The sequence below is a fragment of the Micromonospora sp. NPDC020750 genome (assembly GCF_044334565.1).
In the GTDB taxonomy this organism is placed as follows: Bacteria; Actinomycetota; Actinomycetes; order Mycobacteriales; family Micromonosporaceae; genus Micromonospora.
This window is the reverse complement of the sequence record NZ_JBIRTH010000023.1, coordinates 1-6,947: the sequence shown is the minus strand read 5'-3', so window position 1 is coordinate 6,947 and position 6,947 is coordinate 1. Positions and strand designations below refer to the sequence as shown.

Annotated in this window: 9 protein-coding genes and 1 pseudogene; 5 read left to right on the top strand and 5 right to left on the bottom strand. The window is 68.0% G+C overall.

What is annotated here, in order from left to right; translation table 11 throughout:
- Window positions 1–302: transposase (locus ACH4T9_RS31860; RefSeq protein WP_396675139.1), on the bottom strand; the 302-nt coding region annotated here is incomplete at its 3' end.
- Between the two features lie 257 nt (window positions 303–559).
- Here ACH4T9_RS31860 and ACH4T9_RS31855 point away from each other — a divergent pair.
- From ACH4T9_RS31855 to ACH4T9_RS31845, 3 genes are all read left to right on the top strand, one after another.
- Window positions 560–1,123: an aspartyl/asparaginyl beta-hydroxylase domain-containing protein gene (locus ACH4T9_RS31855; protein ID WP_396675140.1), complete on the top strand. Its 564-nt coding sequence runs from the start codon at window positions 560–562 to the stop codon at window positions 1,121–1,123.
- A gap of 342 nt (window positions 1,124–1,465) precedes the next feature.
- The gene (locus ACH4T9_RS31850; RefSeq protein WP_396675142.1) at window positions 1,466–1,921 is read left to right on the top strand and encodes a hypothetical protein; all 456 of its coding nucleotides are present in this window, start codon (window positions 1,466–1,468) and stop codon (window positions 1,919–1,921) included.
- Between the two features lie 22 nt (window positions 1,922–1,943).
- Window positions 1,944–2,168: an acyl carrier protein gene (locus ACH4T9_RS31845; RefSeq protein WP_091630137.1), complete on the top strand. Its 225-nt coding sequence runs from the start codon at window positions 1,944–1,946 to the stop codon at window positions 2,166–2,168.
- 4 nt (window positions 2,169–2,172) lie between these two features.
- Here ACH4T9_RS31845 and ACH4T9_RS31840 read toward each other — a convergent pair whose 3' ends face one another.
- On the bottom strand, window positions 2,173–2,274 hold the full coding sequence (locus ACH4T9_RS31840; RefSeq protein ID WP_396675144.1) for a hypothetical protein: 102 nt from the start codon (window positions 2,272–2,274) through the stop codon (window positions 2,173–2,175).
- 2 nt (window positions 2,275–2,276) lie between these two features.
- Window positions 2,277–2,627 carry a hypothetical protein gene (locus tag ACH4T9_RS31835; RefSeq protein WP_393159682.1) on the bottom strand — a complete coding sequence of 117 codons (351 nt, stop codon included), beginning with the start codon at window positions 2,625–2,627 and terminating at the stop codon, window positions 2,277–2,279.
- 421 nt (window positions 2,628–3,048) lie between these two features.
- Between ACH4T9_RS31835 and ACH4T9_RS31830 the strand changes: the two genes are divergently transcribed.
- Window positions 3,049–5,286, top strand: a complete 2,238-nt coding sequence (locus tag ACH4T9_RS31830) for a M4 family metallopeptidase (RefSeq protein ID WP_396675146.1) — start codon at window positions 3,049–3,051, stop codon at window positions 5,284–5,286.
- 57 nt (window positions 5,287–5,343) lie between these two features.
- Here ACH4T9_RS31830 and prfH read toward each other — a convergent pair whose 3' ends face one another.
- Window positions 5,344–6,006: a peptide chain release factor H gene (prfH, locus tag ACH4T9_RS31825; protein ID WP_091630134.1), complete on the bottom strand. Its 663-nt coding sequence runs from the start codon at window positions 6,004–6,006 to the stop codon at window positions 5,344–5,346.
- Window positions 6,003–6,325 (bottom strand): annotated as a pseudogene (locus tag ACH4T9_RS31820) (RtcB family protein); the annotation flags it as partial. The gene prfH and the pseudogene ACH4T9_RS31820, both read right to left, overlap by 4 nt.
- 272 nt (window positions 6,326–6,597) lie before the next feature.
- Here ACH4T9_RS31820 and ACH4T9_RS31815 point away from each other — a divergent pair.
- Window positions 6,598–6,947, top strand: a 350-nt coding sequence (locus ACH4T9_RS31815; protein WP_396686876.1) for a transposase, incomplete at its 3' end; no start/stop codon positions are given.

Sequence of the window (6,947 nt, the reverse complement as noted above, 5' to 3'; positions counted from 1 at the left end):
CGATCCCGCGGCACCTGAATCCGCACCGGCCCCACCTCGGTCTGCACCGTCTTCGCCCCGTGACCGTTACGCACGTTGGCCCGCCGACCGGTCGTGTCGTCCACACCGGCCTCGTCGAGGTGGGCGTCCAGCTCGGCGTCGAGGGCCGACTCGAGCACGCTACGGGTGATCCCGGCGAGGAGCCCACCCGCCCCGACCAACGACACCCCGTCGGCCTTGGCCCGCTCCACCAACTGCTGAGCGAACTCCACCTCCACCGCCGACGGCTGCGGAAGCTGAACCGCGTTCTTCTTGTCTGCCATGACGTGGTCCTTCCCGGACAGGATCTACGTCCTGTCCAACGGACCACACCCAGGTCAAACACGGAAATCTACGCAGTCCCGAGCGAAAGCCTGAGGCGACGATCGCGAAGCAGGCCGTGGAGGCGGTGATAGCGACCTTGGAAGGCGTGGAAGCGGTCGGTGGCCAAGCGGATGGGCCGGAGTAGCCGGACTTGCCGTCATCGGATCGGTGCGATAGAAGGAATCACCCACCTGTCAGGCCCGGCTTCGGAGGCGGCGTGTTCGTCAATCAGGACCAGTTTCCGTTCTTGGAGGACCTCCGCCGCAACTGGCGCGAGATCCGCACCGAGTGCCTCGCGTTGGCCGAGGATTCCTTCGAGCCGTGGGTGCAGCGTCACATGTACGGCGAAGGCTGGAGCGTGTACGGACTGATCGCGTTCGGCACCCGCATCGAAGCAGCCCTGTCCGCCTGCCCACGAACCGCCGACGCGCTGCAACACATACCCGGTCTGACCACCGCCGGGTTCTCCCGCATGACCACAGGCACCAGGATCAAGCCCCACGAAGGCTGGGTGACCACCGTCTACCGCGCCCACCTGGGCCTGGTCGTACCCGAGGGCGACTGTGCACTGAGGGTAGGCAGCCAAACCCGCCGCTGGCACGAGGGCAGAACATTCGTGTTCGACGACACGGTCGAGCATGAAGCATGGAACCACGCTGGCGAGACCCGCACCGTCCTGCTCTTCGACTTCCTGCGCCCCGGCCAATCCATGAACCAACTCGACGACCTCCCGCCCGAGGTCGCGGCGCACCTACAACGCCGGACAAAGCCTCCCGAGTAGCAGCCAGGTCCACCAGTCGACAAGCCATTGAGCGAGGGCTGTCTCGGCCAGCGCGCTGGTCGATGGCGTCCGAGATCTATCAGTACTGTTGTTCGGGGCCGCCGTGCTCGCCTGCGCCGCCCTCACCGGCGACGACGAGGTCACCCTGTCCCATCTCTACGGCGGACGAGGGTCCTCGGATGCGCCGCCAACGGTGGGCCCGCTGGGGCTCAGGCAGATCTACCTGCAGCAACAGATTCCTCGGGATGAGGACCCGGCCACCTTTCTTCGTCGTCTGCACAGGGCTGACTGGGGGGCATCCTCCGGTCGGAGCCGCCCTACTCCGCGCCGCGCCTGTTCTGCATGTTGCCAAATGGGTACGACTTCGCGTACCTCGGCGATTCGGCCTGCGCCGGTGTCGGCGAGGTGGTGGTCAATGTCTCCGGCACGGTGGGCCCCACCCATCGTGGTGCCACCGACGAGATCATGTGGTTCGGCGGCGGCGCCATGGCCACGCATTCGGCCGCCCCGTTGTTGATCGACGCCGCCCTCGGCGCATTTGAGGAATCGCTGCAGCTTTACTGGCGTGCCGACATCCATGCCGCAGCGGATGTGGGGCGTTATATCACCGAACGGACTGCGGGCACGTACTCGTACTTCAACCTGGTTGTCTACGAACCGCTACGGCTCGCGATCGAGGCCGGCGCCGCAGCATCTGGTGCTCGGTCGCGGAAGCCTCGAGGCGAAGCTCGCGCGAGGCGCCGAACTGCTGCGGCTGACCAGCGTCGCCGTTCCACTGGCACGATAAGCAAGAGATAAAGGCAACCATGTCTGGCGATTCATTGCACAACTGGTCACCATCTGGCGGACGGCGCTGAAGAACGACGCGCTCGGCGCGGAGAGCGATTTCGTGGATTTCGGTGGCACGTCACTGACAGCGGTGCGTATCCGGGCTCTCATCCGGACGGATCTGGCGAGGGACGTCGATCTGCTCGACATCCTCGACTTCCCTACTCCGACGGCGTTGGCTCCCGTCGTCACGGCAGCGCCCAACTGGACCGAGTAGCCGGTCAGGTGGCCAGCGCCGCCGCCAGGCCCGCGATCGTCGGATAACGGAACAGGTCCAGCAGCGCCACCTCCCGCGACAGCCGACGGGACAGCTCCGTCTGCACCTTCAGCAGATCGGCCGACGCACCGCCGCAGTCGAAGAAGTTGACCTCCGGCCCCGCGGGTCGCGTGCCAGCACCGTGCTCCAGACCTGCGTGATCGTGGCTACCAGCGCGGCGGCTCCCTTGACGGGAGAGGCTGGCGCGCTGGTGGCGGTCTTCGCGATGTCCGCGAGCCGGGCCATGTCCGGCTTGCCGTTCGGGGTCAACGGGAACGCCGGCATGACCATCACCCGGCTGGGCACCATGGTGTCCGGCAGCCGTTGCGCGAAGTGCCGGATCACGGTGTCGCTGGTCAGCGCCCCCGGGTCGCCCTCCACGAAGGCGATGACCTCGGTCGACGACGATCGGACCGCCATCGTCACCACGCAGTAACGCCACCGCCCGCCGTGCCGCGTCGTCCTCGGTCACCGCCCCGACCGGATCGTCCCGCCGCTCGCCCCGCACCACAACACCCAGCACCCGCCCGATGTCACCCACAGCCAGGATTCTGCAACGCTGTGCAGCTCCGCGCCATAGTGACGCGTGATACCTCCAGCAACAACCGACGCCCGGGGCGAGCCGAGCGGAGTGGCTACAGGCGTTCGGGCGGACACCTACCGGGACCACGCCAGCATCAGGCCGTCGACACCACCCTCACGCAGTTCGGTGACCATACCACCGAAAGCATGGGGAATTCGATATTGACCGATGCGCCTATGCCTCTTCCCAGACTCTCCCGCGACGGACGACGATCTCGACATCGATCGATGCGTAAGCATCTCGGATTGGGAGGTCGATTTGAGATCAGCCCTTGCGCTGGCCAGCATCACCGCGCTGGTCAGCAGCGGTCTCGTGGTCACCGCCACGAGTGTGTCCGCCGCCCCGCCACCCACGCCGGCCCCCGCGCTGGTCACCGCCGCCGACGCGGCGCTGAAGGGGAACGCCCGGACCGTCAAGGCCTCGGCGAAGGACCGGTACGCCGTCCACAGCAGCAAGCGGGACGCGAACGGCGGCGGCGTGGTCCGCTACACCCGCACGTACGACGGGCTCCGCGTCTACGGCGGGGACTTCGTCATTCGCACCGAGGCCGACGGCGACTTCGCCGGCAGCTCGGTCGGCCTGACTGCCCCGCTGAGCCTCGGCACCACCCCGAAGGTCAGCGCCGGACGGGCCCAGAAGGCGGCGACCGCCGAGTTCTCCGGCAAGGTCACCGCCACCGGCGAGGCGGAGCTGTTCGTCGACGCCAGCAGCGGGACGGGGCGGCTCGCCTGGGAGACCGTGGTGACCGGCTGTGCGCCAGACGGGCAGACCCCCTCGAAGCTGCACGTCATCACCGACGCGCTGACCGGCACACTGATCGGCTCGTACGACGAGATCGAGTCCGTCACCGGCAGCGGCACGGGCATCTACACCGGCGCCGTCAGCGTCGACACCACGCTCTCCGGCAGCACGTACCAGATGATCGACCCGGTGCGCGGCAACGGCCGTACCTGTGACATGAACAACGGCACGTCGACCTGCACCACGTTCACCGACGCCGACAACGTCTGGGGCACCGGCGCCAACACCAACCGGCAGTCCGCCGGCGTCGACGCCCACTTCGGCGCCGCGATGACGTTCGACTACTTCAAGAACGTGCACGGCCGCAACGGCATCTTCGGCAACGGCTCCGGCGTGCCGAGCCGGGTGCACTACGGCAACGCCTACGTCAACGCCTTCTGGGACGGCGCCCAGATGACCTACGGCGACGGCTCCGCCAACTCCCGCCCGCTGGTCTCCCTCGACGTGGCCGGCCACGAGATGAGCCACGGCGTCACCGAGGCCGTCGCGGGCCTGGTGTACTCCGGCGAGTCCGGTGGCCTCAACGAGTCCACCAGCGACATCTTCGGCAACATGGTCGAGTTCTACGCCAACGCGCCGAGCGACCCGGGTGACTACCAGGTCGGCGAGAAGATCAACATCAACGGCAACAACACCCCGCTGCGCTACATGTACAACCCGACGCTGGACGGCTCGTCGCACGGCTGCTGGTCGACCGGCACCAACGGCATCGACGTGCACTACTCCTCGGGCGTGGGCAACCACTTCTTCTTCAACCTGGCCGAGGGCACCGGCGCCACCGCGTACGGCACCTCGCCGCTCTGCGGCACCGCTGCCCCGATGACCGGGATCGGCCGGGCGAAGGCGGAGAAGATCTGGTTCCGCGCCCTGGACGTGTACTTCGTCTCGAACACCCGCTACGTGAACACCGCCCAGCCGACGAACACCGCGCGGCTACACACCCTGTCGGCCGCCACCGACCTGTACGGCCTCTGCAGCACCGAGTACAAGGCGGTGATGGCCGCCTGGACCGCGGTGAACGTGGTTGGCTCCGAATCCTGTGCCGCCAACGACTTCTCCGTCTCGGTCGCCCCGGCGTCGCTGACGATCGACCCGGGTGCCTCGGCCACCACCACGGTCAGCACCGCGGTCATCCGCGGCACGGCCGAGCAGGTGACCTTCTCGACCGGCCCGCTGCCGGCGGGTGTGACCGTCTCGTTCAACCCGCCGTCGGTCACCGCCGGTGGGTCGACCACGCTCACGGTCAGTAGCACCGCCACGGCCGGCAGCGGTTCCTCCGCGATCACCGTGATCGGTACCTCCCCCTCGGTGGCCCGCACGAGCACCCTGAACCTGACGGTGAACGGGCTGCCGGGCTGCTCCGGCACGAACGGGACCGACGTGACGATCCCCGACAACACGACGGTGGAGAGCGCGATCGTGATCAGCGGCTGCGCGGCGACCCCCTCCACGACGAGCAAGGTCGAGGTGCACATCGCGCACACCTACATCGGTGACCTCGTGGTCAGCCTCGTCGCACCTGACGGCACCGCGTACGTGCTGCACAACCGCTCCGGCAGCAGCACCGACAACATCGACCAGACCTACACCGTGAACCTCTCCACGGAGACCGCGAACGGGACCTGGCGGTTGCGGGTCCAGGACGCGGCGAGCATCGACACCGGCTACCTCAACAGCTGGACCCTGACCCTCTGACCGTACCGGCGTGAAAGCGGGCCACCCTGGTCGTCCGGGGTGGCCCGCTCCGCGCGTTCAGTCCCGGGCCGGCGCCACCCCGGCCCGTTCGGGCAGGTCCTGTTCCGCGGTTCCCGGACGTTCCACGCGGGTGGGGTTGCCGCGTACGAGCTCATCGTGGATCTGCCGGCGGGCGGCGGTGGCGGCGCGCCGTGCCGCTTCGTCGCCGTGCTCGATGCGTTGTCGCAGCAGTTGCAGGGCGAGGCGGCGATTGAGGCTGAAGTGCCGCTCGGTGTCCACCACGACGACGATCCCCGAGGGGCGGTGGGTCGCCCGCACCGCCGTGCTGGCCTTGTTCCGGTGCTGACCACCGGGCCCTCCGGTGCGGCAGGCGACGATGTCGACATCCGCTTCCGCGAAGGTCGTACGCGTGGTGTCGACCTGGCACGGTTGCGCGATGACGTACCAGTTCTTTCGGCCTGTGTTGGCCCGGTAGGGGCTGGGGCCCTGCCAGCACAGGGTTCCGGTCCACGAGGCAGCGAAGGCCCCGGCGGCGGCTTCGGAGGTCCGGACCAGGACCGATCGGTAGGTGCCGGGCCGCTCACCGGGAACGGTCTGCACCCGATCAGTCCGCAGATTCTGCCGGGTGGCGTCGGCTTCCAGGCGGCGCAGCAACCGGGCCAGCGCCCAGGCGCACTCCTGCGGGCCGCGCCCGGCCGACAGGAGCAGGTGGGTGTTCACGGCCGGCCTCGCTCGCGGCGGTGGTCCCTGCGATCCCGACGAGGTGTCGACCCGAGGTCGGGTGTCTTGTAGGTGACCAGGGGCACCGTGGTGGCCACGGGCGTGGCCAGGTCGTGGTCGACAAGGTCGGCGATCACCTGCTCGATGCGTTTGTAGGCCGTTGGTGCCTCCTCGAAGAGCAGTGGCGGTCGCCGCACACCACCAGCGACCCCACCGGCGTGCGGCGCAGCTCCTCGACCGTGTGCTTGGCCCGACCCCGGCGCAGGGCGTCGGCGCGCGACATCTTGCGGCCCGCTCCGTGCGCCACGGAATGGTTGGCATCCGGCCTGTCGGTTCCGCCTGAAAACTGGCTCTGTCTCACTTTCGGCTCTTTCTCACATTCGGTGGTGACAGAAAGCAGTTCCGGCTGCGGCAATATGACATCGCAGGTCAGGGGGCTGCGAGCTCCAGCCACTCGGCGAACTGCAGTTGCAGCTCCTTCCCCGAAGCTGGCCAGCTCAGGCACATGAGGGCAATCCCGGGGCATCTCTGCCTACTACCGAATGTCGCCACCGAAAGTGAGCCAGAGCCTTTAGATCCACAGACCCGGGTGTGGTCCTTCCCGGACAGGACGTTGATCCTGTCCGGGAAGGACCATGTCATGGCAGACAAGAAGAACGCGGTTCAGCTTCCGCGGCCGACGGCGGTGGAGGTGGAGTTCGCTCAGCAGTTGGTCGAGCGGGCGAAGGCCGACGGGTGTCCCTGGTCGGGCCTGGTGGGTTCCTCGCAGGGATCACTCGGACCGTCCTGGAATCAGCGCTCGACGCCGAACTGGATGCCCATCTTGACGAGGCCGGCGTTGATGAGACGACCGGTCGGCGGGCCAACGTGCGTAACGGTCACGGGGCGAAGACGGTGCAGACCGAGGTGGGGCCGGTGCGGATTCAGGTGCCGCGGGATCG